Raw genomic sequence first — 24,836 nt, forward strand, 5'->3', positions numbered from 1 at the left:
AGAGATTATTGCAGGATAAGCACAAAAAAGAGTGAATTGTTGTGATGAGTGGATTATTGCTGTAAATATCGCAATTCAAATTAATTATTAACAACAAAGCAATTTAACAGCGACCCCATCCGGGGTCACCTTAATTTTGCTCAGCGATGTTCAAACCGCACCACTGGTGTATCGGTAATTTCCATCTCCATTTCCCAGAGCGTTTTCATCACACCTTCAAGTGGATCACCGTTGCTGCGGTAGAAAGTGTTAAAAAGGGTTCCATCCGGATACCTGAACAACCTGAGTTCACCAAAGGATTCAGCACTGACCATAAGTGAAAATTTCTGTTCGGAATTGAGGACAAGGTAAATAAGACAGTTATTGATCCTGAAGGGCAGAGAGCGGCTACCTCTGGCCGATACATCAACATGTATGCTAAACGCGTCATGCCTTGCCGGCTGGTAGACCAGCTCCCTCAGTTCTTCGCTGAAGCGGGAACCATAGATCATCAGAATGTAGTTATTCTGATCAGCGGACCGTTGCGCGACTTCCATTAAGAGCGTTTCGAGATTATTGACCTCAATTGTTAATTTAGCCTGTGATTTCCACAGTTCATAATGCAGTCTGTGGAGAATATTTCTCTTCACTTCTGATACCGAAGGAAAATCTCCGTAGACATTCTGATTAAGATCTCTGGCAACATAATCTTTGGAAACACCAACAGGAATGTATCTCACCAGCCAGTTGCGATCACATTCTGAATTTTGAGTAAACGTGAAGTATTTAAGCAGAACATCTTCAGACAATGCCCCAGGAAGTTCGTTTGTAAGACGAGTATCAGTATTTCTGAGTCGCTCCTGGTCTACTTCAGCAGCAACGATATCTGCCGTTTTACTACGGTTGAAGACATCTATGTATTTATCCAGAACATCATTAAAGAACACCACATTCGTTGCATAATCCGCTTCTGAAATAATATAACCTTCATAAGGAACTGAAGGGTCTCGTTTCAGTCGTTCAAGAATAGAAATTATTCTGTCTTTACTGAAATAGGAAAACAACCTTCCCGCCAGGGCTTCATTAACGCGCTGCGTAACCTGTTCAGCTGGTCGCGCGAGCTTTATGGCCAGTAAGGAGAACGCTCCGTAGAGGCTGCCAATATCCTCATTTACTCCTGTATACACCCGCCCGGGAATGTAAGGCCTTTCATTATATGAGTTCATAACCTCAATGGTTTCGGATAACCCGCTGTACCAGCTTGTATTCGTATGCAGATTACAGTGCTCAATTCTCAGTATCATGTCAATGATATCGACAGAACATCTGAATGCAGGTGTCAGCGTGTCATGTGTATCTCTATCTTCATATAATTCAGACATAATGAGATGATTTACAAGATCGGCTAAGTCTATATTTTTTTGCGGTTCAAAATGAGCAATAAGATACCCTGCCATTAACAACCGCAAATCAGATAAGGCATTTGCAAACATAATGGACAAAGCCGCATCTTTTTTATACATGCTGCCCCTGAGTAACATATCCCACTGCGGTTCTGTCTCCTTCAGGGACAGATAATCCGGAGTCAGGAAGAAACTGTGCCAGCGGTACTCTTCCTCCCAGTACCGTGTAAACCGGTTCTGATTAAACCAGAGGCAGAGAACGTCGTGAGCATATCGCACGGAAGAGGCATTATCGGCAACCACTGACGGAATAAGAAGCCTGACGGTATTATGCAGATGATACATCAGGCGGCCAGTAGAATCTTCACTCCCGGGTTTGCCAGTGATCGTGGTCATACTCCAGCCTTCCCACAGTCCGATGAACTCGCGGATAAGGGCCTGGTGAGTCAGCTCCTGGCTGGCCGAGAGGGGGCCCCCCAGTCCCGCTTTCCAGTCGTTTAACACATGCCACACCCTGAAAAGCGAAAGTAAAAACTGTCTGAAATCGGTAAAACACGTGCTCTGTGTTTTTCTGTACACATGCAATGGAATGGCCATCGATTCACGGAAATATTCGCCTGAATATTCCGTTGATTTTACGGATTCACGAAAAAACTTTCTCAATTCATAATGGAATGAATCACTGAAAGTATGGCTAAAACCTGATTCTTTTACTTCATCCAGATAATTTTTATCAACCCCGTAATTGTAACTTCTTTTGATAGAGGTATAGGTATCTGTTAATCTTTCAATTCCTGCTCTGAAGACGCTAATATTTTTATCATTAAGTGCATCGTAAGCCTCACCAAAGAAATCAAAAGTAATATCATCCAGATCCCTTTTCTTCTCAGGGCGTCCTGTTATAATACAACGGATAAATAACCACCGCCACAATCCTGAAACAGGCTTGATATTTTTCAATGACATTAAAGTCAGTTCACCGGAACGAACACCAAAGGAGGGCAGAATGATAATTTCCGCATCCTGCCCATCTACCGCCTCTAGCCTTCTCAGCAGAAATAAAAATGGCCTTATATAAATGTCTGTAACAACATCACCTTTACTGACATTAGATTTAACATGAAGCATCTCGTTTTTCTCAGAGATTGAGTAAGGCAGTATTTTAATATTACCGAGGTAATTTTCACCTACGTTAGCCCCCGGGTAGCGCAGCCACGCCAGAATATATGCTTTTTGTATGTAGTCATCCACTATCTGAGACAAAAAAAACTTATTCAATAGTCGATCGCGCTTGCTCTCATCCAGGACATTCAGACTGGAGACGAAGAACCAGATAGACAGAATAATATTGAAAAGCATCCACACAAAAGCAGTAACGGCGAAAGCTGTATTAAGATATCTGTCACCAACAGATAACATCATACCGCCCACCACAATAAATGCGGCAAGTGACAGTCCACTCAGACCAGAAAACAAATATCCGGAATGAAGTTGATATGCTGACTGAATATGCATCCTTGCTGATTTTTTTTGAAACAGAACACTTATAAGGCCCACGACAAGTGGAAAAACGATACCGATAATAGTCAACTGGCTACCCAGTAAATTAGACATCCAACCTGAAAGCGTGGTAATGCCCTTAAAATGCTGCAGAGCGAAAGGTTGTAATACAGGGCGAAAATATTCGACCACGCAAACAGCCCCGAAGGCTGCGGACCAGAGGACCAGCATAGCCCGGCTGTAATGGGTGGTGCAGGCAATAAGTATTCTCTCCACCCGGTTCCAGCGAAGTTTTTTGTAATCCTGGTTCGACTTCAGGCTCCGTCGGAGTTCAGCTCTCACCTGCCATGAGACACTTTTAAGAAGTTTTCCAAACATAGATATCCTGCGTGTTCCATAAGAAATTTTATGAATAATAAGCGGTAGGGACCTTTTTTTCTCTGGAAAATGTCACCCGATGCCCTTCGTGCAAAGTTCGTCACCCTGTTATCCGATTTAGACAATTTTCGGATCTGCGCGGCGGGAATCCCTCAAGAGATATGATAATCAAACCAGACGCATAAAATCATACTGAGTGTGATATTTATCATTAACCAAATAATCATATCTGATATGATGTTTGTCACATAGGAACTAAATCATATAGAGTATGATTTTTAACATAACGGGACATCTTCAGACGGAGCGTGCAGGATGGATGAGAAAGAAGTGAATTTTTCACTCAGCTATGAACAGCTGGCCGCGACAACAACAGAGGTCATTGAAGCTATCAAAAAGCGCCAGGATCAGACGACGGCAGCGAAAATTTCCAGTGTGGAAGCTGTCATATTTCTGTGGTCTGAGCTTGCTAAAGCAGGGGCATCCGACTTCAGCCCGGTACAGGCTGACCTCCGTCGTTTTCAGGAACGTGTAGCCGGAATGAAAGAATGAATGGAACGGTAAAAAGCCGACGTCCGTCACCGCTGCAGCGGCGGGTGCTGATTGTGCTGGCCGCCCTCGATGCGAAACGTCCGGGGCCGGTGGCGACGCGGGATATCGAGCGGGTGCTGGAGCAGGGCGGGGACGCCCCGGTGTACGGGCCGAACCTGCGCGCCTCCTGCCGGCGCATGGAAGCTGCGGGCTGGCTGCGCACCCTGCGCGCCCCGAACCTGCAGCTGGCCGTCGAGCTGACGGAGGCCGGTCGCGGCATTGCAGAACCGCTCTTCCAGGCAGAACGCGAGGCTGAAACGGCACGACAACGGCTGACAGACGTCCGGCGTCTGCCGTTACGCCAGACGGCTGCCGGTGATGCGGTGGCGCTGCAGCTGGATGACGACCATTACACCATCAGGGAAGCGGCCTACGTGATCCGTCCGGACGGGTCCACCTGCCTGCAGCTGACGGATGCCGGCGGCATACGCCGGATAAAAGAGGGCGATCCCCTGCAGGTGGCCAGCTGGTATCAGACCTGTTTTGATGCAGGACTGCCGGTCACCATCCAGGTGAATGAGAGCCGGGACTGACCGACACCACATGCAAGGAATGAGAACAGAAGAATGAAATTAACAGAACCCAAACTGAATACGCTGATCGATAATCTGAATGCCCTGATTTGTGAGGACAGCCTGCTGACGCGCCAGGAGCGCGAGGATTTGGTCCGGGCCGTCGCCGCCATCGGTGCCATGAAAGCGCGCGTCAGTATGAAGAAGTCCAGCGTTCCGGCAGCGTCGAAACTAAAGGAAGAGAAACAGGAACGTGTGCCCGACCCACGTTTTCCGCATGCCGGCGAACCCTGGCGGGAAGAAGAGGGGACGATGCTGCTTGATGCCCTCGAATCCGTACCGGACGAAGAGGTGGGCGTTCATCTGTTCTGGCTGGCCGAAAAGCTGGGGCGTACCCCCTACAGTGTGGCCTGTAAAATAGCGGTTCTCCGGGACATGCCAGAAGAGTGGAAAGATCAGTACCGCAAGGTTTCGGATGATATCCGCAAGTCAGGCCTGAGCATCAGCGATTATGTTCAGCATAACGGGCTGAATTAACCGCTTTCCGTCCTGTTCTGTCGGTACACGGGGTTGTCTCATAGACAGATCTGAAGCGTACCACTTAAGATAAGCGACTTCTTCCCGGTGCTATTGCATAAATTACATGACCAGACAGGAATGGCTGTTATGCCTCAGACGCTGTACTTCCAGAGACACGCTTGAAAAAGTGATAGAAAAAAACAAATACGATCTGACCGACGACGAACTGGAACCCTTTAAGGAAGGTGCGAATAAGCAGATCATGTCTTCCCAAGCTGACTCGCTGATTAAAATTTCGCGGATCTGGGCCGATTTTTTTCCCGCAAACACATCGAATCAGCCTATTTAGGCTATTTTTTCCACCATTTCTGGCGTTATTTCCGGTTTTTACTGAGATCTCTCCCACTGACGTATCATTTGGTCCACCCGAAACAGGTTGGCCAGGGTGAATAACATCGCCAGTTGGTTATCGTTTTTCAGCAGCCCCTTGTATCTGGCTTTCACGAAGCCGAACTGCCGCTTGATGATGCGAAACGGGTGCTCCACCCTGGCATGGATGCTGGCTTTCATGTATTCGATGTTGATGGCCGTTTTGTTCTTGCGCGGATGCTGCTTCAAGGTTTTTACCTTGCCGGGACGCTCGGCGATCAGCCAGTCCACATCCACCTCGGCCAGCTCCTCGCGCTGTGGCGCTCCTTGGTAGCCGGCATCGGCTGAGACAAATTGCTCCTCTCCATGAAGCAGATTACCCAGCTGATTGAGGTCATGCTCGTTGGCCGCGGTGGTGACCAGGCTGTGGGTCAGGCCACTCTTGGCATCGACACCAATGTGGGCCTTCATGCCAAAGTGCCACTGATTGCCTTTCTTGGTCTGATGCATCTCCGGATCGCGTTGCTGCTCTTTGTTCTTGGTAGAGCTGGGTGCCTCAATGATGGTGGCATCCACCAAAGTGCCTTGGGTCATCATGACGCCTGCTTCGGCCAGCCAGCGATTGATGGTCTTGAACAATTGACGGGCCAGTTGATGCTGCTCGAGCAGGTGGCGGAAATTCATGATGGTGGTGCGATCCGGCAGGGCGCTATCCAGGGATAATCGGGCAAACAGGCGCATGGAGGCGATTTCGTACAGGGCATCTTCCATGGCACCGTCGCTCAGGTTGTACCAATGCTGCATGCAGTGAATACGCAGCATGGTCTCCAGCGGATAGGGCCGTCGGCCATTGCCCGCCTTGGGATAAAACGGCTCGATGACAGCGGTCATATTCTGCCATGGCAGAATATGCTCCATGCGGGAGAGGAAAATCTCTTTTCGGGTCTGACGGCGCTTAGTGCTGAATTCACTATCGGCGAAGGTGAGTTGATGGCTCATGATGTCCCTCTGGGATGCGCTCCGGATGAATATGATGATCTCATATCAGGAACTTGTTCGCACCTTCCCTAGCAGAGTAGTACTAGTGAGGCGATGAATACCGACAGTTAACGTGCATGTGACTTAAACGTCCGAAACCGGTCGGTTTCGTACACCACTTACAGCACATGTCCGAAACTTAGTGAAATTAATTTCGGACACACGTTATAATTCGGACATCCATTTCGTACGGAAAGTTTCCCATGTCACGTGTTTTTGCCTACTGCAGGGTCTCAACTCTGGAACAGACCACAGAAAACCAGCGTCGTGAAATTGAAGCGGCGGGTTTTGCCATCAGATCCCAACGACTTATTGAGGAGCATATCAGTGGCTCGGTTGCTGCCAGCGAACGCCCCGGATTTATCCGGTTGCTAGATCGCATGGAAAATGGGGATGTACTGATTGTCACCAAACTTGACCGTCTGGGTCGTAATGCGATGGATATCCGAAAAACAGTAGAGCAACTGGCGGCTTTAGATATTCGCGTTCATTGTCTCGCACTCGGAGGCGTTGACTTGACCAGTCCGGCCGGAAAAATGACTATGCAGGTAATTTCTGCTGTAGCGGAGTTTGAGCGGGATTTGCTGCTTGAGCGAACGTATTCAGGTATTGCGAGGGCAAAAGCGGCTGGAAAACGCTTCGGTCGCCCCCCCATCCTGAGCGAGGAACAAAAGCAAACAGTGACAGAGCGCCTAAATGCTGGCATCAGTATCAGTGCTATTGCCCGGGAATTTAATACCACCCGCCAGACTATCCTTCGGGTAAAGGCTGGATTGCTGCAAGAGTGAGCGGCTGGGAAGATTATAAAAAAAATCAAATGGTTATTATGAAATAAAACAGCCTGCTGGGTTCTTTTCCCCCTATTTTTTATAAAAGAGTAGACAAAAGAGGTTCGCGATATTAATCTACCAACTAGATGGTTGGTGCTGATTACACCAGCTATACCTTTTATCAAGAAATTACAGGAGCCATTATGTCTACTACCGTTAAACCTTCTGCAGACGCAGCTGCGATCCACAATACCCGTGAAGCAGTTCGCAGCCAGCCTGGCCTGGGTAACCTGACTTTCCAGATGAAAGCCCGTTCCAGCGGCGGATTAACCGTTCGCACAGAGACCGGCGCCACAATCCAGAACGGCGTTATCGATACCAGCCGTGTGGGGAAATTTTCTAATATCGGTGATGAACCCGCAGGTTTACTCGGCACCGATACCGGCATGAGCCCGACTGAATACATCATGCAGGCGCTGGCTGGCTGTTATACCGCCACCCTTACCATGATGGCTGCTGAAAAAGGGATCGACCTGGACGGTATCGAGCTGGATCTTAATTTCGATATCAACCTCAACGGCTTCCTTGGGCTGGACAGCAACGTGCGTAAAGGTGCGAAATCTATTCGCGTCGATGTTCACCTTACGAGCAAGACCGCCAGTCGCGAGGAGTTAGAAGCGCTGGTCAGCGAAATGCAAAAGAATTCGCCAATCCACGATACTCTGGCTAATCCGGTTGAAATGATTACACGCCTGGCGTGATGTCAGAGATGTAATGCTGCCATTCAGAATGCAGGATGGCAGTGACGTTCAGCTCTGCACGATACTGAGTCAGTGATACAACTTGCTACGGAAAAATAGCAACAATATAATCTATCAACTAGTAGATTATATGGAGTAATTATGACAACCATGACACGGGAACGGCTGCTCAGCGAAGCAGAACACCTGATGCGCGAAAAAGGGTATTCAGCATTCAGCTATGCTGATTTATCAAAAATAGTGGGTATCACCAAGGCCAGTATTCATCACCATTTCCCGACCAAAGATATTCTGGGTGAGCAGGTGGTAATACAGGCGTTCTCTGATACACAACGCGTATTTGAGCAGATAGAGGCGACTGAGAAAAGCGCGGAGAGAAGAATTGCGGCTTACATCGATATCTTCGCGCAAAGCCATAAAGCTTCGCTACTGCCACTGTGTTGTGCGTTGTCAGCAGAGACCGCCAATCTGCCTCAGGCAATTACTGTACAGACATCACTTTATTTCGATATGCAAATCGAGTGGCTCACAAAAGTCGTCAGGGCGGGCATGGAGTCAGGTGAGTTTTCATCCCATGCCGAACCATCAGATATTGCTTTGATGATCATTAATGTCTGTGAAGGCTCAAGCGTAGTGGCGCATGCAACGGCCAGACCCGAAGTCTTCGCCAACAGCCTTAAGTATATAAAACTGCTTCTTAATACCCCTCATTCAGGAGAATGACACTATGCTGGACTGGAACAACTATCGCTCAGAGTTAATGCAACGTTTAGGCGAGTTGGGCAAACTGACCCCCGAGACCATGAAAGGCGTGGTTGCCCTGGGCAACGCAGGTAACAAAACTGACCTTTTGGGCGCAAAAGTGCGTGAACTCATTGCCCTGGCGTGCGCAGTCACAACCCGCTGCGACGGCTGTATTGCTTTTCACGCCGACGCCGCTGTGAAAGCCGGTGCAACCGACGCTGAAATTGCTGAAGCGCTGGGCGTGGCGATTAACCTCAACGCTGGCGCGGCGGTCATTTATTCAGCCCGCACTCTGGATGCCGTCGGTCAGGCACGCGGTTAAGCATTAATAAATTCCACGTTAAAAGGGCATTACTGCCCTTTTTTTATGTCCGCAATAGCCTGAGCATATACCGATGCAGGTTTCACACCCGGTATGCGTTTAACTAATTGCCCTTCATGAAATATCAGCACAGACGGCAGCCCCCAGATCTCGTATTTGGTTGTCAGCACCGGCGCCTGATCTACATTGACTTTCCCCACCTGAATATCTCTATCGAGCCGGTCTGCAAACTGACTGAACATTTCTTCGCTGGCCTGACAGGGCGGACACCAGGGTGCAGAGAAACGTACCACCGATATTCCGTTGTACTGCTCTATCTGGCGGAAATTATCTTCGTTATAAGCTGTTAATGTACGCATGGTGATGACCTCGCAAAATGAGTGACAATTCAGAAATGGCTGCGTTATGACAAAAAAATACAACACAGCCATTGACCTACCTACTAGATGGTTGGTATATTGCCACCCATCAGATGTTTATGCAACTCCAGTGCGCGACGTCCAGTCGATGATACTGCCGGGCTGTGCAAATCCCTGCCGGGATACTCCTTTTTGTTTTTTGTGAGGTATACGATGAGTAAGCTTTTCACCCCCTACAATCTGTCTGGCCTGGCGTTAAAAAACCGTGTAGTCATGGCACCGATGACCCGCACCCGCACCATGAATGACGTGCCGGATGAGGTCGTGGCTTTGTACTATGCACAGCGTGCTTCTGCTGGCCTGCTCATCACCGAAGGGATGCCGGTTTCAGAAGAAGGCCGGGGTTACCTTTATACCCCTGGTATCTACAACGACGAACACGTCCAGGGCTGGCGTAAGGTGACACAAGCGGTTCACGCCAAAGGTGGCCGTATTTTCGCGCAGCTCTGGCACGTCGGCCGTATGTCTCACGTCTCTCTTCAGCCAGGCCACATAGCGCCGGTTTCAGCGGGCACCGTTCAGGCGGTCAATACCACCGTTTTTGCGCTGACCGAATCCGGAGAACCGGGCCCGGTTGTACCAAGCCAGCCACGCGCGCTGGAAACGCATGAAGTTAAACGCATCACTGCAGACTTCGTGCACTCCGCACGCCTGGCGATGGAAGCCGGCTTTGACGGCGTGGAAATCATGGCGGCAAACGGATTCATCTTTGACCAGTTCCTCAGTAGCGAACTGAACACCCGCACCGACGAATACGGCGGCTCGGTGGAAAATCGTCAGCGTTTCCTGCTGGAGACCATTGACGCCGTGGCGGAAGCCGTGGGTAACAGCCACGTTGCCGTGCGCCTGTCACCGTTCGGCCGCATTTATGACCTCGCGCCGTATGAAGGTGAAGAGCAAACCTGGTCAGCCATCACCGACGCGCTCGGTCAGCGGGAACTGGCCTACGTACACCTTTACTATCAGCCGGTGTACACCAAAGCGCCACTTCCGGAAGGCTTCCGCCGCCGTTTTCGCAACACGTTTAAAGGCACCATCATCGCTGCCGGCGGTTTTACCCGTGATATCGCAGAGCAGGCTCTGGAAGATGATGAGCTGGATCTGGTGGCATTTGGTGTGCCCTACATCGCTAACCCGGATCTGGTTGAAAGAATGCAAAACGGCTGGCCACTGGCAGAAAGTGACCGCGCCACCTACTACGGCGTCAGTGGTTCCCCGGAAAAAGGCTATACCGATTACCCGGTCTGGCAGGCGCAATAAATCCCATACGGTCGCGGTTCTCTGATAAGTGAGATCCGACCGCCCAACGTCTTTGAGGAATCATTATGCAAACGCTGAAACCCACCCTTACCATCGATATCTGGTCAGATTTGGTCTGCCCGTGGTGCTGGATTGCTAAAAAAAGATTTGAACAGGGTCTGAATCGCTTTGAATTTCGCGACCAGGTGGTGATCCGCCATCACAGCTACCGTCTGGCCGGTGGTACTCCCGCGATGCCTTTTAAGGATGCCATCGTTAAAAAGCTGGGCAGTCAGCATTCAGCGGAGCTGATGATGAATCAGGTGGGCACCGCCGGTAAATCTGAAGGTCTGATCTACAACTTCGACGGCATGATGTTTGGTGATACAGAAGATGCACACACCCTGCTGGTTGCCGCGCGTAAGGCCGGAATTGCGGACGCGGTGGAAGAACGTTTTTATCATGGCAGTATCACCGAAGGTCGCTCTCTCTTTGACCGTCAGCAGCTCGTTGCCATGGCCGTAGAAGCCGGTATGCCGAAAGCTGACGCTGAAGCCGCCCTGGAAAATGACGATTTTCGCGCCACCGTTTCCGACGATGAAGCCCACGCACAGTCTATTGGCCTCAGCGGCGTTCCGGTTTTTGTGATGAACGAAAAATATGCCATCAGCGGGGCTCAGGCAGCAGATAACTTTTTGAATGCCCTGCGTCAGGTCTGGGATGAACAGCAAACCGAATTTTCAGCCACTGCGGGTCAGACCTGCGGAACGGATGGCTGCAGTATTTAATCCGTCAACCGCCGGCAGTTTCACGCTGCCGGCAACGTCTTACCCACCAGTAATGGAGTCAGAAAATGAACACTTTTTTCAAAGGTAAAAAACTGCTCGTCGTCGGCGGTACCAGCGGCATGGGCCTGGCCGTGGCACGCATGGTACTGGAAGCGGGCGGCAGTGTCGTGCTGACCGGGAATAAAAAAGACAAAGCCGAAGCGGTGCAAAAAGAACTGAGCCCTCTGGGACCGGTTGCGGTCATCGCGGCGAACCTGATGACCGAAGAAGGTATGGAAACTATCCGTCAGGAAATTAATGCTCACCATCGCGATATCAGCCTGATGGTGAATGCCGCCGGTATCTTCATGCCCAAAGGATTTACCGAGCACAGCTTTGCCGATTATGACATGTATCTTTCGCTGAACCGAGCCACGTTCTTTATTACACAGGATGTCGTGAAGAACATGCTCGCCGCGAAGCTCGAAGGGTCTATCGTCAACGTCGGTTCGATTGGTGCTCAGGCTGCACTGGGTGACTCGCCGGCCTCGGCCTATTCAATGGCAAAGGCGGGTCTGCATGCCCTGACGCGTAATCTGGCGATTGAGCTGGCCAGCGCGGGTATTCGTGTCAACGCGGTGTCTCCCGGGATTGTTCATACGCCGATATACGAAGGCTTCATGGACAAAGCGGATATCGCAGATGCTATGAAGTCGCTGAACGATTTCCACCCGCTGGGACGCGTCGGAACTGCCGAAGATGTGGCAAACACTATTCTCTTCCTGTTGTCTGACAAAACCTCATGGGTGACGGGCGCTATCTGGGATGTCGATGCGGGCATCATGGCGGTCAGACGATAACCCCGTGACGCTGGCATAAGCCGCCCCTTAAGGGCGGCATTTTTTTGTCGCCAGACATGTCATCAGCAGGCTTCACTAAGAATATTCACGACCTGTTCATCCGTGCCTTTTGTGTTCCCGGCACAGGGTGTTATGCCGGGTTCTGACGACATCCTGACAGGACAAAACGGCCAGAGAGAAAGGAGTTATACACGATGAGGAGCCGGTAACGGAGAGTGATTCCCCTTTAAATAATCCGTGGATCACCATCGCAAACTGTACGGCACCAAAAAGTAACAGCGCACCTGCCCCGGTATCGAGATGGATATAGGCGACAGAGAAGAGCACTGCGTACACCATGAGGTAAAATTCGCTCAGCGGACGCCACAGCGATAATGTAGTTTTTGCGTGATAAAACAAGAAAGGTGACAGGACGAGTGCACCACTGGCCAGCCTGAGGCTGCTGAATGAAAGGGGATCAATGTGGCCTCCCTGCAGGGCCAGACGGCACAGAATAGAGTTTGCAGCAAACGCCAGCATTGCCAGGGATATTTTAAGAATGAGCGCGCAATTGGCCATTCAGTGAGACCTCATAAAATTCTTGTAAACTACCATCTAGTTGGTAGCATAGCGTAAGTGATCACCGAACAGGAAGCAATAATCAGCTTTCAAACTGGAAGGTGAGGACAGGCATTCGGAATGAATTCTGTTTCACATCCCCAGTAGAGGAAGGAAAACGCGTAATGCCAGATGCAGAGCAGAAGATTATTTTTCCCTGCGATCAAACATATGAAATCAGTTTAAGACCTGGAATATCCTATGAAAAAACTAAAATTTACGTTCAAAAATGCGGCTGGTGAAGAACTGGCCGGATTGCTTGAACTTCCTGAAAATCCTAAAGCGTTTGCGCTGTTAGCTCATTGTTTTACGTGTGGCAAAGACCTCAAAGGCGCGGCGCGTATTGCGCGGAAACTGAGGTAATGGTGCCAACTTACTGATTTAGTGTATGATGGTGTTTTTGAGGTGCTCCAGTGGCTTCTGTTTCTATCAGCTGTCCCTCCTGTTCAGCTACTGAAGGCGTGGTGCGTAACGGTAAAAGTACTGCCGGACATCAGCGCTATCTCTGCTCTCACTGCCGTAAAACATGGCAGCTACAGTTCACTTACACCGCTTCTCAACCCGGTACGCATCAGAAAATCATTGATATGGCCATGAATGGCGTCGGATGTCGCGCCAGTGCACGCATTATGGGCGTTGGCCTCAACACGATTTTACGTCACTTAAAAAACTCAGACCGCAGTCGGTAACCTCACGCATACAACCGGGCAGTGACGTCATTGTTTGCGCGGAAATGGACGAACAGTGGGGTTATGTCGGCGCTAAATCACGCCAGCGCTGGTTGTTTTACGCGTATGACAGGATACGGAGGACGGTTGTGGCGCACGTATTCGGTGAACGCACGTTGTCCACGCTGGAGCGTCTTCTGGGCCTGCTGTCGGCCTTTGAGGTCGTGGTATGGATGACGGATGGCTGGCCGCTTTATGAATCACGCCTGAAGGGAGAACTGCACGTTATCAGCAAGCGATATACGCAGCGCATTGAGCGGCATAACCTGAATCTGAGGCAACATCTGGCAAGGCTGGGCAGGAAGTCACTGTCGTTCTCAAAATCGGTGGAGCTGCATGACAAAGTCATCGGGCATTATCTGAACATAAAACACTATCAGTAAGTTGGAGTCATTACCGGCTTACCGAATGGAAGGGACTTCCCCTGATTATGCGCCTGATTAACTCTTGTGCAATCATGGGGTAAACACAACCCCGGAGGGATTCGTTATGACCATTACTACTGTCGGTATCGATCTTGCTAAAAATGTGTTCGCTGTTCATTGCGTTGACCAGAATGGCAAAACCGTTCTGGTTAAATCCAGAGTAACCCGCGCAGCTCTTCCCGGGCTGATTGCTGGTTTGCCGCCCTGTGTTATCGGGATGGAGGCGTGCTCCGGGGCTCATTACTGGGCAAGACTGTTTCGGCAGTATGGTCATGAGCCGCGTCTGATGGCCGCCAAATTTGTATCGCCTTACCGCATGGCTGGTAAATCAGGGAAAAATGATGCAGCTGATGCTCAGGCTATCTGCGAGGCGGTTCGTCGCCCACATATGCGGTTTGTGCCGGTTAAGGATGAGAGCCAGCAGGCAATGCAGTGTCTGCATCGTACCCGACAGGGTTTTATCGAAGAGAAAACAGCAACATATAATCGTCTCCGGGGGTTGATATCTGAATTCGGCGTTATCGCCCCACAAAGTACAGATGCCCTGCGCCACATAGTTTTTGAGCAGAAGAATTCTTTACCACTTCAGGTTCAGCAATGTGTTGATGATTTGCTGGAGCACGTTGCTCGCATTGAAGATAACATCGCTGAATATGACCGAATTTTGTCCCGCATGGCCAAAACAGATCATCGCAGTCAGCGGCTGATGGAATTGAAGGGCGTTGGCCCCACAACGGCCTGTGCGCTGGTCGCCAGTATCGGTAATGCACATGATTTTAAGAATGGGCGCCAGCTGGCAGCCTGGCTGGGACTGACACCATCGCAGTACAGCAGCGGCGGAAAGTCGAAGCTTGGCAGGATAACGAAAGCTGGCGATTCGTATCTGAGAACACTTCTGGTTCAGGGTGCCCGCTCGGTACTGATCGGGGCGGAGAAAAGGACTGATTTATTCAGTCGTTGGGTCTGCTCACTGGTCGAACGCAGAGGATACTGGCGCGCTGTTGTTGCCATCGCTGCCAAAAATGCAAGACTGTGCTGGGCATCATTGCATTACGGTGATGATTTCAGGTTGTACTCAGCCAGCTAAAGTACAAAGCTGTATGACCATCTGTTCTGCAACTCGTTGATGATAAAGGGTTAGACCCCGTGAGGTATATCTGCTTATTGTACAGGGCAAGTGTACCCGACTAACGAACTAGAGCCTCACGAGCGTCTTTCATCAGGGTCCGAATCGATGACGATTCATCATGACCGTTTATAGTACCGCAGTCTCTCCCCTTTATTTTTTTACTATAGTGCAGACAGAAACCGTAAACACCGGCGTTGACATGCCGGGGAAGCCCTTATAGTACAATAATTCTCTATATCCAAACTGACCCCTACTCGACCGGCACCGTACTTTACGGGCGGATTTGCCAGAATCAGTCAGGCAGCGCTTCGTGGCAGGTTTACAGCCGTCGCTAAACACCAGGGCGGTTTAACCGCCCTTTTCTTTACCCACAGAAAGCACACTATCACCATGTTCCCCTTCCCCACTACAGAAAACCTTATTCTATGGGCTTGCAGCGCCATCGCACTGTTTGCCGTTGTATTCTTCCGGCGTTCAGTACGCAACCGACGACACAAAAGGAAGCAGCAAAGTGCGCGGCGGGTGCTGGAGCGCATAAAGACGTTGCCGGGCTTCCCACAAAAAATTAACTACCTGAGGAAAATTGATCCTTTTGTGTTTGAAGAACTGTTGCTGGAAGGATTTGAAGCGCATGGCTTCAGAACCATCAGAAACAAACGCTATACCGGCGATGGAGGCATTGACGGCCAGGTAATAATAGGAAAATATCGCTATCTTATTCAGGCTAAACGCTATCGCGGCCATATTGCTTTACAGCACGTACAGGAGTTCGAGAAGTTGCTTAAACGTCATAACTGTCGCGGTCTGTTTTGCCATACCGGGAAAACCGGCGCAGGTTCAAAATCTGTCAGTATTGCCAGTGAACGGATGGAGATTATCAGCGGCCAGCGCCTGATAGATTTGCTCACGCCCGGCAGCTCCTTCACTATCGCAACCGCCCCGCAGACGATGATGAAGCGTACCGCAGCAACACTAGAAACGAGCACCATTGTTAAAGATGCCGGTAAAGAAAATCGATACCATGAGAGTTAATTAAATGAAGTCAGTAACTATAGAAGCAAAAACATTTGCTGAAATGTTAGGAATAACAGAAGGTGAATTAATCTTTGCCATTAAGAAAACTGGCACATTCAAAAACAAGACCATCCCACAACCTCATGAGCCACATAAATCAAATAATAGATTTTTATATTCAGACGTAATGAGGTTTATAGAATCACTAAAAGACAAAGAGAACCGGTAATGACTCCAACTTACTGATAGTGTTTTATGTTCAGATAATGCCCGATGACCTTGTCATGCAGCTCCACCGATTTTGAGAACGACAGTGACTTCCGTCCCAGCCTTGCCAGATGTTGTCTCAGATTCAGGTTATGTCGCTCAATGCGCTGAGTGTAACGCTTGCTGATAACGTGCAGCTTTCCCTTCAGGCGGGATTCATACAGCGGCCAGCCATCCGTCATCCATACCACGACCTCAAAGGCCGACAGCAGGCCCAGAAGACGCTCCAGCGTGGCCAACGTGCGTTACCTAACAATAAACCTGTTTAAATATCCAGATAAAAACATTCAATCTGGGTCAAATGAGTGATACAGTTTCACCCATAAGACCCAATGGAGGCAATATGTCTGAATTTGAATTACTGGCGCAGGATCTGCTTGAGAAAGCAGAAGCGGAAGAACAACTGCGACAGGAAAATGATAAAAAGCTGCTCGGGCAGGTGCTGGAAATCTATGACCAGAAGTACGTGGCTGAACTGCTTAGAAAAGTTGGTAAAAATGAGTGGAGTCGCGAGACTCTTAATCGCTGGATTAATGGTAAGTGCTCACCTAAGACGCTGACGTTAGCCGAAGAGGAACTTCTACGAAAAATGCTTCCGGAAGCGCCTGCACATCACCCTGACTATGCCTTCCGGTTTATTGACCTGTTTGCTGGGATTGGAGGTATACGGAAGGGCTTCGAAACCATCGGTGGCCAGTGCGTTTTTACCAGTGAATGGAATAAAGAGGCTGTGCGCACATATAAAGCTAACTGGTTTAACGATGCTCAGGAACACACTTTCAATCTCGATATTCGGGAAGTCACGCTCAGTGATAAACCTGAAGTACCTGAAAACGATGCCTATGCTTACATTAATGAGCATGTGCCGGATCATGATGTACTTCTAGCAGGTTTCCCCTGTCAACCGTTCAGCCTTGCGGGCGTAAGCAAGAAAAACTCGCTCGGGCGCGCGCATGGTTTCGAATGTGAGGCTCAGGGAACGCTTTTCTTCGATGTGGCGCGTATTATACGCGCAAAAAAACCTGCCATCTTTGTTCTTGAAAACGTTAAAAACCTGAAGAGCCATGACAAGGGTAAAACCTTTAAAGTCATCATGGATACCCTCGACGAACTGGGCTATGAAGTTGCGGATGCAGCTGAGATGGGCAAAAACGATCCTAAAGTTATCGACGGAAAGCACTTTTTACCTCAGCACCGAGAACGTATCGTTTTGGTCGGTTTCCGTCGTGATCTGAACATTCACCAGGGCTTTACCCTGCGCGATATTAGTCGTTTTTATCCGGAACAGCGTCCGTCATTTGGCGAACTGCTGGAACCCGTGGTTGACAGCAAATATATACTGACGCCGAAACTCTGGGAGTATCTCTATAACTACGCCAAAAAGCACGCAGCTAAGGGTAACGGATTCGGTTTTGGCCTCGTTAATCCTGAAAATAAAGAAAGCATTGCCCGTACGCTTTCTGCTCGCTATCACAAAGACGGGTCTGAAATTCTGATAGACCGTGGCTGGGATATGGCCACAGGTGAAACAGACTTCGCGAACGAAGAAAATCAGGCGCATCGGCCCCGCAGGCTGACTCCACGAGAGTGCGCGCGCCTTATGGGTTTTGAAAAAGTAGATGGCAGGCCTTTTCGCATTCCTGTGTCAGACACTCAGTCGTACAGGCAGTTCGGTAACTCCGTAGTGGTGCCCGTGTTTGAAGCCGTAGCCAAACTGCTTGAACCTTATATCCTGAAAGCGGTTAATGCCGATTCGTGCAAGGTTGAACGAATCTGATCGCTCCTCCCGGTATTTATGCCGGGAGATAATCTATGGAATATCTGCGTAAAGCCCTGTCAGCTCAGCAATAAACGCACCTAGCGTCATTAGCTCAGCTCTCACCGCCTCCGGGTATTTTTTGTGCAGCGATGATGGCACGACCAATCTGACACCCGACTCCCGCATCTCCCGATATTGAGCCAGAGAAACTCCCTCTTGGAGTGTAAACAGATGCACCTGATGAATTTTATCGGCCTCATTCAGTATCTGACGCCAGCGATCCTTACAGGTAGTCTTGACTGCCAGCATGCGCAGATTTTCTACGGGAAACTCAGTATCGTGGTAAGCCCCTGCGGAAGGGAAAAGGAAATCGGGTTTTTTATTACCTTCTGTGATGGCCTGCGTCGCAAAGTGTCGCAGGCCGTGCTCAATGAATAGATGCTCCAGGTGCAGTTCCAGCGACTTCCCGGCTCTGGATTTACGGCGATTGCTGACAGAATTGGCCAGCGCAATAAATTCATCCACAGAGCCAAATCCTTTCCGGATGATATCCAGAACATGCAGTTCCTCAACCAATAGAAATATGTCGTACTCCACGCGCCGGCGGTCAAGAAGTTGCTCATCCGGATCAAGGGAATTTTTCACATAATGGCTGGCTGCATACTGAATAATTTCACTTCCCGACGGAAAGCGCAGGTGCCAGTCTTCAGGTAGAATATATTTATGATTTACTGGCGCTTGCTGTAGAGATAGTCCGCCTAGAATCTGTCCTGCGGGGCCGGATATAAGCGCTCCGGGTATAACTTCACCAATAGCGGTCTCAATGACGTCCTCTTCATCAGTGCTGGCGCATACCCAAATATTTACTTCCTTACAGTCCCCCCCTTGCTCATCAAGCTTGAAAGCCAGGAGCGTCAGAGCCCCTGTATTTTCAGGATTCTGAAGTGGGCTGCCTCTACCCCAGCGGGTAATCCTTTTTTCATTCCGGGTTTTACCAAAATGACGGCTGTTATAATAAATTGCCCGGGCTTCGCTGTCAGGGCAATCATGCGATGACACATGTGCGGTGAGAAAAACCGAAGGGTTCAGTTCACGGGTATGGTTGATAGACGGAAAGAGTTTTTCAACGATACCTGAAGGGATATAAAGCCCTACCTGGTGACCACCTGTTGCGCCGGTATCGTTGGCGGAAAGGCGTTTGATGTAGACGAAGTAATTCTCACATGCGATCTCAAGTAGCCAGTTGTGGAAAACCGACATAAGCATCCCCTGTTACCCTGAAACTCTACTCACCATTTTTTCATGATTATATACAAACAGCCAGAAAGGCTGTTACAGACGATTTGATCTGCAACCTATTGGTTAAATTAATGTATCAAAAACGATGGTTTTTGTGACAGTCTTGAAAAGTCCTGACTTCTCCCGAAAAATGACTCCCCTCATGTAACAAAACTCGTTACTGTATCAACATAACAATAACCCCATAACTAATTAGCGAGAAAAGAATGAAAATCGGCTATGCACGTAAATCTACGCATCTTCAGGATGTGGCGCACCAGGTTGACGAACTAACAAAAGCTGGATGTGAGCAAATCTATCAGGATCAGACCTCACGTAGCGGCCCCAAGCGCGACAAAAAAGGTGCGCCGGAACTGGAGAACTGCCTGAAAGCATTGCGCGAGGGAGATACCCTAGTAGTTTGGGCACTAGATCGGCTCGGCGGTTCATTGGGTCAAGTCATTACTTTACTCGACGACCTGAAGAAACGCGGAATAACTTTCATAGCCATCAAGGACAGAATAGACACAAATGCGCCAGTTATAGGGGAAATCTATACTCATCTGATGGCGATATTCTCTAGCTTTGAACGCAACCGCAATATTGAAAGAACGCGCTCAGGCCTTGCAGCTGCACGCGCAAGGGGCCGTGTGGGAGGGAGAAAACCGTCACTTTCTGAAGAAGATGTTAAACAAATTAGAATCTTACTTGCTGATCCTGAAATGACAGTTGGTGCAGTTGCTAAGCGCTTCAACGTTTCTCGCATGACTATTTATCGCTACACCACAAAATCATGAATGACCGCAGCATGGCGGTTTTATTTTCTTATGCCCGTCAGGGCATGGAAGGCGACCACGCCGGACTTAAACGGGCACCGGCCGCAAATCGCCGGAAACCGCAACGCTGACCGTATCGCCCGGCCCAGCCCCTCCCTGCAAAGCCATAACCCAGCCCGCCGCCACGCAGCTGCCGCACGTCCCCCACGGTGGTGCGCAGTGGGCGCCGCGCGCCTGCGCGCGGGAACGGCGGCCCGCCTTCGGGTCGCGGCGCCGTACTGCGCGTTAGCGGCCGCACGCGGCCGGTTACGGGGGACACTACGCCATACGACCAGCGACCCGCTGAGCTGCACAATCCACGGATAACACAAGCTACATACATGTCGATATGGGAATCGGCCCACCTTGCCGGGCTGCGTAATTGCATCGGACTTGACTACCCATTTGCATTTTACTTGGTGACCGTTTGCAGATTACTTGACCATCACCAACTAAATCTGTCCCATTAGATTTAGTTGGCGTAAGGCCTTACATCTTAACGGCTGCTGTGTGCCAAGAGCAGACGCTGGTAATTCGGGTAATGGTGCCAACTTACTGATTTAGTGTATGATGGTGTTTTTGAGGTGCTCCAGTGGCTTCTGTTTCTATCAGCTGTCCCTCCTGTTCAGCTACTGAAGGCGTGGTGCGTAACGGTAAAAGTACTGCCGGACATCAGCGCTATCTCTGCTCTCACTGCCGTAAAACATGGCAGCTACAGTTCACTTACACCGTCTCTCAGCCCGGTACACACCAGAAAATTATTGATATGGCCATGAATGGCGTCGGATGTCGCGCCAGTGCACGCATTATGGGCGTTGGCCTCAACACGATTTTACGACACTTAAAAAACTCAGGCCGCAGTCGGTAAACTCACGCATACAACCGGGCAGTGACGTCATTGTTTGCGCGGAAATGGACGAACAGTGGGGTTACGTCGGCGCTAAATCACGCCAGCGCTGGTTGTTTTACGCGTATGACAGGATACGGAGGACGGTTGTGGCGCACGTATTCGGTGAACGCACGTTGGTCACGCTGGAGCGTCTTCTGGGCCTGCTGTCGGCCTTTGAGGTCGTGGTATGGATGACGGATGGCTGGCCGCTTTATGAATCACGCCTGAAGGGAGAACTGCACGTTATCAGCAAGCGATATACGCAGCGCATTGAGCGGCATAACCTGAATCTGAGGCAGCATCTGGCAAGGCTGGGCAGGAAGTCACTGTCGTTCTCAAAATCGGTGGAGCTGCATGACAAAGTCATCGGGCATTATCTGAACATAAAACACTATCAGTAAGTTGGAGTCATTACCGGTGCTCTGATATATTTATTATACTATAGTGGGGTATGTGTTGATCTTAATGTAATACTCCCCTATAGTATAAGAAATACAGAGCAGTGAGGTAAGCAATGCCCAGTACTCCTGAAGAGAAAAAAAAGGTCCTAACCCGGGTTCGCCGTATCCGGGGTCAGATTGATGCTCTGGAAAGAGCACTTGAAAGTGGCGCTGAATGCCGTTCCGTTCTCCAGCAAATCGCCGCCGTCCGGGGCGCCGCTAACGGACTGATGGCAGAGGTGCTGGAGAGCCACATACGGGAAACCTTTGACCAGAATGACAGCTACAGTCATGAAGTCAGTAAATCAGTTGACGATACGATTGAGCTGGTTCGTGCCTATCTTAAATAGGTGAGGCCATTATTACATTGAGGATATATTACGTATGAAATCACGTGCCGCTGTTGCATTTGCACCAGGGAAGCCCCTGGAGATTGTTGAAATTGATGTTGCTCCGCCTAAAAAAGGCGAGGTGCTGATTAAAAACACCCACACAGGTGTCTGCCATACCGATGCCTTTACCCTCTCAGGGAATGACCCTGAGGGCGTTTTCCCGGTGGTTCTCGGCCACGAGGGAGCCGGTATCGTCGTTGAAGTTGGTGAAGGCGTCACCAGTGTGAAGCCGGGTGACCATGTTATTCCGCTCTACACCGCTGAATGCGGGGAGTGTGAATTCTGCCAGTCCGGTAAAACGAACCTCTGTGTATCGGTTCGCGAGACTCAGGGCAAAGGACTGATGCCTGACGGGACCACTCGCTTTTCATACAACGGTCAGCCTCTTTACCACTACATGGGATGTTCCACATTCAGTGAATACACCGTTGTGGCCGAGGTTTCTCTGGCAAAAATTAACCCGGAGGCGAACCATGAACACGTCTGCCTGTTGGGTTGTGGCGTGACTACCGGTATTGGCGCCGTCCATAACACGGCTAAAGTGCAGCCGGGCGATTCAGTTGCCATTTTTGGTCTGGGGGCAATTGGTCTGGCTGCGGTACAGGGGGCCCGTCAGGCAAAAGCGGGACGTATTATCGCTATCGATACTAATCCGACAAAATTTGACCTGGCCCGTCAGTTCGGGGCCACTGACTGCATTAACCCGAATGATTATGACAAACCGATTAAAGATGTTCTGCTGGATATCAACAAGTGGGGTATTGACCATACCTTTGAATGTATCGGTAACGTTAACGTCATGCGTGCAGCGCTGGAAAGTGCTCACCGTGGGTGGGGGCAGTCCGTTGTCATTGGTGTCGCAGGGGCCGGACAGGAGATTTCCACCCGTCCTTTCCAGCTGGTCACCGGGCGCGTATGGAAAGGTTCCGCGTTTGGCGGAGTAAAAGGCCGCACTCAGCTCCCCGGTATGGTCGAGGATGCCATGAAGGGGGATATTGACCTTGAGCCATTTGTAACCCATACGATGACACTGGATGAAATCAATGACGCCTTCGAGCTTATGCATGAAGGCAAATCTATCCGGACAGTGATTCATTACTGATCCCATCAGAATTTTAATCAACTCAAACTGAAGGAAGTGGAAAATGAGGCACTGTTGCAAATAGTCGGTGGTGATAAACTTATCATCCCCTTTTGCTGATGGAGCTGCACATGAACCCATTCAAAGGCCGGCATTTTCAGCGTGACATCATTCTGTGGGCCGTACGCTGGTACTGCAAATACGGCATCAGTTACCGTGAGCTGCAGGAGATGCTGGCTGAACGCGGAGTGAATGTCGATCACTCCACGATTTACCGCTGGGTTCAGCGTTATGCGCCTGAAATGGAAAAACGGCTGCGCTGGTACTGGCGTAACCCTTCCGATCTTTGCCCGTGGCACATGGATGAAACCTACGTGAAGGTCAATGGCCGCTGGGCGTATCTGTACCGGGCCGTCGACAGCCGGGGCCGCACTGTCGATTTTTATCTCTCCTCCCGTCGTAACAGCAAAGCTGCATACCGGTTTCTGGGTAAAATCCTCAACAACGTGAAGAAGTGGCAGATCCCGCGATTCATCAACACGGATAAAGCGCCCGCCTATGGTCGCGCGCTTGCTCTGCTCAAACGCGAAGGCCGGTGCCCGTCTGACGTTGAACACCGACAGATTAAGTACCGGAACAACGTGATTGAATGCGATCATGGCAAACTGAAACGGATAATCGGCGCCACGCTGGGATTTAAATCCATGAAGACGGCTTACGCCACCATCAAAGGTATTGAGGTGATGCGTGCACTACGCAAAGGCCAGGCCTCAGCATTTTATTATGGTGATCCCCTGGGCGAAATGCGCCTGGTAAGCAGAGTTTTTGAAATGTAAGGCCTTTGAATAAGACAAAAGGCTGCCTCATCGCTAACTTTGCAACAGTGCCATCGTTTTTCAGCAGCCCCTTGTATCTGGCTTTCACGAAGCCGAACTGCCGCTTGATGATGCGAAACGGGTGCTCCACCCTGGCACGGATGCTGGCTTTCATGTATTCGATGTTGATGGCCGTTTTGTTCTTGCGCGGATTCTGCTTCAAGGTTTTTACCTTGCCGGGACGCTCGGCGATCAGCCAGTCCACATCCACCTCGGCCAGCTCCTCGCGCTGTGGCGCTCCTTGGTAGCCGGCATCGGCTGAGACAAATTGCTCCTCTCCATGAAGCAGATTACCCAGCTGATTGAGGTCATGCTCGTTGGCCGCGGTGGTGACCAGGCTGTGGGTCAGGCCACTCTTGGCATCGACACCAATGTGGGCCTTCATGCCAAAGTGCCACTGATTGCCTTTCTTGGTCTGATGCATCTCCGGATCGCGTTGCTGCTCTTTGTTCCTGGTAGAGCTGGGTGCCTCAATGATGGTGGCATCCACCAAAGTGCCTTGGGTCATCATGACGCCTGCTTCGGCCAGCCAGCGATTGATGGTCTTGAACAATTGACGGGCCAGTTGATGCTGCTCGAGCAGGTGGCGGAAATTCATGATGGTGGTGCGATCCGGCAGGGCGCTATCCAGGGATAATCGGGCAAACAGGCGCATGGAGGCGATTTCGTACAGGGCATCTTCCATGGCACCGTCGCTCAGGTTGTACCAATGCTGCATGCAGTGAATACGCAGCATGGTCTCCAGCGGATAGGGCCGTCGGCCATTGCCCGCCTTGGGATAAAACGGCTCGATGACAGCGGTCATATTCTGCCATGGCAGAATCTGCTCCATGCGGGAGAGGAAAATCTCTTTTCGGGTCTGACGGCGCTTAGTGCTGAATTCACTATCGGCGAAGGTGAGTTGATGGCTCATGATGTCCCTCTGGGATGCGCTCCGGATGAATATGATGATCTCATATCAGGAACTTGTTCGCAC

General features: G+C 50.2%; 25 protein-coding genes and 4 pseudogenes. 22 read left to right on the plus strand and 7 right to left on the minus strand.

The genetic code is table 11. The features are described from left to right. Positions 1-140: 140 nt before the first annotated feature. Positions 141-3,260 carry a hypothetical protein gene (locus tag AC4OVU_RS00360; RefSeq protein WP_491928572.1) on the minus strand — a complete coding sequence of 1,040 codons (3,120 nt, stop codon included), beginning with the start codon at positions 3,258-3,260 and terminating at the stop codon, positions 141-143. 315 nt (positions 3,261-3,575) lie between these two features. Here AC4OVU_RS00360 and AC4OVU_RS00365 point away from each other — a divergent pair, with 315 nt between their 5' ends. From AC4OVU_RS00365 to AC4OVU_RS00380, 4 genes are all read left to right on the plus strand, one after another. Then, a complete protein-coding gene (locus tag AC4OVU_RS00365) occupies positions 3,576-3,812 on the plus strand; it encodes a hypothetical protein (protein WP_060415434.1) in 237 nt (78 codons plus the stop codon). After that, entirely contained in the window at positions 3,809-4,384 is a 576-nt protein-coding gene (locus AC4OVU_RS00370) for a hypothetical protein (RefSeq protein ID WP_060415435.1), read from the plus strand. The genes AC4OVU_RS00365 and AC4OVU_RS00370 overlap by 4 nt, the downstream gene beginning before the upstream one ends. Positions 4,385-4,417: 33 nt before the next feature. Continuing rightward, the gene (locus tag AC4OVU_RS00375; protein WP_045899846.1) at positions 4,418-4,900 is read left to right on the plus strand and encodes a hypothetical protein; all 483 of its coding nucleotides are present in this window, start codon (positions 4,418-4,420) and stop codon (positions 4,898-4,900) included. 106 nt (positions 4,901-5,006) lie between these two features. After that, positions 5,007-5,231 (plus strand): Hha/YmoA family nucleoid-associated regulatory protein, encoded by a 225-nt coding sequence (locus tag AC4OVU_RS00380; protein ID WP_077271630.1) that lies wholly within the window; start codon positions 5,007-5,009, stop codon positions 5,229-5,231. A gap of 38 nt (positions 5,232-5,269) precedes the next feature. Here AC4OVU_RS00380 and AC4OVU_RS00385 read toward each other — a convergent pair whose 3' ends face one another. Then, positions 5,270-6,250 carry an IS5-like element ISKpn26 family transposase gene (locus AC4OVU_RS00385; RefSeq protein ID WP_060415436.1) on the minus strand — a complete coding sequence of 327 codons (981 nt, stop codon included), beginning with the start codon at positions 6,248-6,250 and terminating at the stop codon, positions 5,270-5,272. Between the two features lie 242 nt (positions 6,251-6,492). Between AC4OVU_RS00385 and AC4OVU_RS00390 the strand changes: the two genes are divergently transcribed. From AC4OVU_RS00390 to AC4OVU_RS00405, 4 genes are all read left to right on the plus strand, one after another. Next, positions 6,493-7,077, plus strand: coding sequence for a recombinase family protein (locus tag AC4OVU_RS00390; protein WP_012695450.1), 585 nt, complete (start codon positions 6,493-6,495; stop codon positions 7,075-7,077). A 185-nt stretch (positions 7,078-7,262) separates the two neighbouring features. Further along, positions 7,263-7,820: an OsmC family protein gene (locus tag AC4OVU_RS00395; protein ID WP_000108589.1), complete on the plus strand. Its 558-nt coding sequence runs from the start codon at positions 7,263-7,265 to the stop codon at positions 7,818-7,820. Between the two features lie 141 nt (positions 7,821-7,961). Beyond that, complete coding sequence (locus AC4OVU_RS00400) at positions 7,962-8,543, plus strand: TetR/AcrR family transcriptional regulator (RefSeq protein WP_000210409.1); 582 nt, start codon at positions 7,962-7,964, stop codon at positions 8,541-8,543. Positions 8,544-8,547: 4 nt separating this feature from the next. Next, complete coding sequence (locus AC4OVU_RS00405) at positions 8,548-8,886, plus strand: carboxymuconolactone decarboxylase family protein (RefSeq protein WP_000888080.1); 339 nt, start codon at positions 8,548-8,550, stop codon at positions 8,884-8,886. Positions 8,887-8,915: 29 nt separating this feature from the next. Here the strand turns inward: AC4OVU_RS00405 and AC4OVU_RS00410 are convergent, their stop codons facing one another. Further along, on the minus strand, positions 8,916-9,245 hold the full coding sequence (locus AC4OVU_RS00410; protein WP_021242987.1) for a thioredoxin family protein: 330 nt from the start codon (positions 9,243-9,245) through the stop codon (positions 8,916-8,918). Positions 9,246-9,458: 213 nt separating this feature from the next. On the opposite strand from AC4OVU_RS00410, the gene AC4OVU_RS00415 reads away from it, so the two are divergent. The 3 genes from AC4OVU_RS00415 (at position 9,459) to AC4OVU_RS00425 (ending at position 12,171) form a co-directional block, all read left to right on the plus strand. Then, positions 9,459-10,565, plus strand: coding sequence for an alkene reductase (locus tag AC4OVU_RS00415; protein ID WP_006687059.1), 1,107 nt, complete (start codon positions 9,459-9,461; stop codon positions 10,563-10,565). A 65-nt stretch (positions 10,566-10,630) separates the two neighbouring features. After that, a complete protein-coding gene (locus tag AC4OVU_RS00420; protein ID WP_001194072.1) occupies positions 10,631-11,332 on the plus strand; it encodes a DsbA family oxidoreductase in 702 nt (233 codons plus the stop codon). A gap of 65 nt (positions 11,333-11,397) precedes the next feature. After that, on the plus strand, positions 11,398-12,171 hold the full coding sequence (locus tag AC4OVU_RS00425; protein WP_004729618.1) for an SDR family NAD(P)-dependent oxidoreductase: 774 nt from the start codon (positions 11,398-11,400) through the stop codon (positions 12,169-12,171). Positions 12,172-12,381: 210 nt separating this feature from the next. On the opposite strand, the pseudogene AC4OVU_RS00430 reads toward AC4OVU_RS00425, so the two are convergent. After that, positions 12,382-12,729 (minus strand): annotated as a pseudogene (locus tag AC4OVU_RS00430) (EamA family transporter); the annotation flags it as partial. Positions 12,730-12,969: 240 nt separating this feature from the next. Here AC4OVU_RS00430 and AC4OVU_RS00435 point away from each other — a divergent pair. The 5 genes and pseudogenes from AC4OVU_RS00435 to AC4OVU_RS00455 form a co-directional block, all read left to right on the plus strand. Next, positions 12,970-13,125, plus strand: a pseudogene (locus AC4OVU_RS00435) (alpha/beta hydrolase); the annotation flags it as partial. Between the two features lie 56 nt (positions 13,126-13,181). Beyond that, positions 13,182-13,879, plus strand: a protein-coding gene (locus tag AC4OVU_RS00440) for an IS1 family transposase (protein ID WP_223433957.1) whose coding sequence is annotated in 2 segments (ribosomal slippage) — positions 13,182-13,431 and positions 13,431-13,879 — 699 coding nt in all. Because the reading frame shifts where the segments join, the coding sequence is not laid out codon by codon here. Between the two features lie 106 nt (positions 13,880-13,985). Continuing rightward, positions 13,986-15,008 (plus strand): IS110 family RNA-guided transposase, encoded by a 1,023-nt coding sequence (locus AC4OVU_RS00445; protein WP_001567660.1) that lies wholly within the window; start codon positions 13,986-13,988, stop codon positions 15,006-15,008. Between the two features lie 432 nt (positions 15,009-15,440). Next, on the plus strand, positions 15,441-16,082 hold the full coding sequence (locus tag AC4OVU_RS00450; RefSeq protein ID WP_012561158.1) for a restriction endonuclease: 642 nt from the start codon (positions 15,441-15,443) through the stop codon (positions 16,080-16,082). A gap of 4 nt (positions 16,083-16,086) precedes the next feature. Further along, a complete protein-coding gene (locus tag AC4OVU_RS00455) occupies positions 16,087-16,293 on the plus strand; it encodes a hypothetical protein (protein WP_001749967.1) in 207 nt (68 codons plus the stop codon). A gap of 10 nt (positions 16,294-16,303) precedes the next feature. On the opposite strand, the pseudogene AC4OVU_RS00460 reads toward AC4OVU_RS00455, so the two are convergent. Continuing rightward, positions 16,304-16,576: pseudogene (locus AC4OVU_RS00460) on the minus strand (IS1 family transposase); the annotation flags it as partial. Between the two features lie 98 nt (positions 16,577-16,674). Here AC4OVU_RS00460 and AC4OVU_RS00465 point away from each other — a divergent pair. After that, a complete protein-coding gene (locus tag AC4OVU_RS00465; protein ID WP_001288432.1) occupies positions 16,675-18,108 on the plus strand; it encodes a DNA cytosine methyltransferase in 1,434 nt (477 codons plus the stop codon). Positions 18,109-18,141: 33 nt separating this feature from the next. On the opposite strand, the gene AC4OVU_RS00470 is transcribed toward AC4OVU_RS00465, so the two are convergent. Further along, complete coding sequence (locus tag AC4OVU_RS00470; RefSeq protein WP_000110241.1) at positions 18,142-19,350, minus strand: type II restriction endonuclease; 1,209 nt, start codon at positions 19,348-19,350, stop codon at positions 18,142-18,144. A gap of 245 nt (positions 19,351-19,595) precedes the next feature. Between AC4OVU_RS00470 and AC4OVU_RS00475 the strand changes: the two genes are divergently transcribed. From AC4OVU_RS00475 to AC4OVU_RS00495, 5 genes are all read left to right on the plus strand, one after another. Continuing rightward, the gene (locus AC4OVU_RS00475; protein ID WP_001749988.1) at positions 19,596-20,165 is read left to right on the plus strand and encodes a recombinase family protein; all 570 of its coding nucleotides are present in this window, start codon (positions 19,596-19,598) and stop codon (positions 20,163-20,165) included. 610 nt (positions 20,166-20,775) lie between these two features. Beyond that, a protein-coding gene (locus AC4OVU_RS00480; protein ID WP_223195083.1) for an IS1 family transposase occupies positions 20,776-21,473 on the plus strand; the annotation gives its coding sequence in 2 pieces (ribosomal slippage) (positions 20,776-21,025 and positions 21,025-21,473; 699 coding nt in all). A 113-nt stretch (positions 21,474-21,586) separates the two neighbouring features. After that, positions 21,587-21,862 (plus strand): formaldehyde-responsive transcriptional repressor FrmR, encoded by a 276-nt coding sequence (gene frmR, locus AC4OVU_RS00485; RefSeq protein ID WP_017384071.1) that lies wholly within the window; start codon positions 21,587-21,589, stop codon positions 21,860-21,862. 34 nt (positions 21,863-21,896) lie between these two features. After that, on the plus strand, positions 21,897-23,006 hold the full coding sequence (gene frmA, locus AC4OVU_RS00490; protein ID WP_017384070.1) for an S-(hydroxymethyl)glutathione dehydrogenase: 1,110 nt from the start codon (positions 21,897-21,899) through the stop codon (positions 23,004-23,006). Positions 23,007-23,116: 110 nt separating this feature from the next. Beyond that, positions 23,117-23,821, plus strand: a complete 705-nt coding sequence (locus AC4OVU_RS00495; RefSeq protein ID WP_001067855.1) for an IS6-like element IS26 family transposase — start codon at positions 23,117-23,119, stop codon at positions 23,819-23,821. A gap of 34 nt (positions 23,822-23,855) precedes the next feature. Here AC4OVU_RS00495 and AC4OVU_RS00500 read toward each other — a convergent pair. Continuing rightward, a pseudogene (locus tag AC4OVU_RS00500) lies at positions 23,856-24,773 on the minus strand (IS5-like element ISKpn26 family transposase); the annotation flags it as partial. Positions 24,774-24,836: the final 63 nt, after the last annotated feature.

Source organism: Enterobacter sp. 6722112 (assembly GCF_058661685.1).